Genomic DNA, 1,100 nt, shown 5'->3' with positions numbered 1-1,100 from the left:
GCGGCGGGCTCAGTCCTGCGCGTCGTCCTCGAGCTCGCCGTCATCGTCGCTGTGGGCCGCAGTCGCGCCGCCAATCACTGCCGGCAGCATCAGCCCGCGCAACACCTGGAAGATCTCGCGGAACGCGCGCGGCGGCTTGTTCTTGGCTTTTTCCGCCTGCGCATTGCGCAGCAGCGTGCGCAGTTGCTGGCGGTCGGCCTGCGGGTATTCGTCCAGCAGCTGGCCCAGCGCGCTGTCGCCCTCGGCCAGCAGGCGCTCACGCCAGCGCTCGATGCGATGCATCATCGCCACTTCCCGGCGCGAGGTCTCGCTGTTGGCGCTGAGCGCGTCACGGATGGCCTGCAGCGTGGCTTCATCCTCGCGGCGCATGTGCTTGGCCAGGAACGCCAGCTGGCGCTTGCGCGCGCCATGGGCGGTGATGCGCTTGCTGTATTCGATATGCGGCAGCAGGTCTTCGGGGATCGGCAGCCGCGCCAGCTGTGCCGGCGTCAGGTCCACCAGGGTTTCGCCCAGGGCAAGTATCTCCAGGGCCTCACGGCGGTTCTGGCTGCGGCTTTCGCCCAGGAATTCACCGGTTTCTTCGTCGCGTCCGCGCATCGTCTTCCACATCCTTACATTCGCCCCGCCTCGCGCAGGGCCATAACTATCGACAGGATAAAGCATTGAACGCCATTACCACCGATGCCGCCGGCATCGACGACAGCCTGCCCCGCCTGGAACAGCTGGCCGCTATCTCCCAGCGCCTGCTGGAAAAGGCCCGCGCCATGGGCGCCAGCCAGGCCGAGGTCAGCTGCAGTGAGGAACGCGGGCTGGATGTGAATGTGCGCCTGGGCGAGGTGGAGACCGTCGAGTCCACCCATGACCGCGGCATTGCGGTGACGGTGTACTTCGGCCAGCGCAAGGGCAGCGCCAGCACCGCCGACCTGCAGGAGTCCAGTCTGGAGGCCACCGTGGCGCAGGCCTGCGCGATCGCCCGCCATACCGAGGACGACCCGGCCGCCGGCCTGGCCGATGCCGGGCTGATGGCGACCGCGTTCCCGGACTGGACGGCTGGCACCCGTGGGCACTCAGCGCCGAGCAGGCGGTGGATCTGGCGCGGC

The 1,100-nt window shown here is 68.6% G+C and carries 1 protein-coding gene and 1 pseudogene; one reads left to right on the top strand and one right to left on the bottom strand.

Annotated features, from left to right (window positions below; all coding sequences use genetic code 11):
- Nucleotides 1-9: 9 nt before the first annotated feature.
- On the bottom strand, nucleotides 10-597 hold the full coding sequence (gene yjgA / locus JCM9942_RS16570; RefSeq protein ID WP_054660944.1) for a ribosome biogenesis factor YjgA: 588 nt from the start codon (nucleotides 595-597) through the stop codon (nucleotides 10-12).
- A gap of 65 nt (nucleotides 598-662) precedes the next feature.
- Here yjgA and JCM9942_RS16565 point away from each other — a divergent pair.
- A pseudogene (locus tag JCM9942_RS16565) lies at nucleotides 663-1,100 on the top strand (PmbA/TldA family metallopeptidase); the annotation flags it as partial.

Origin of the sequence: Stenotrophomonas pictorum JCM 9942 (assembly GCF_001310775.1) — a bacterium.
In the GTDB taxonomy this organism is placed as follows: Bacteria; Pseudomonadota; Gammaproteobacteria; order Xanthomonadales; family Xanthomonadaceae; genus Stenotrophomonas; species Stenotrophomonas pictorum.
The sequence above is the reverse complement of the archived record's forward strand: the minus strand, read 5'-3'. Positions and strand labels throughout refer to the sequence as shown.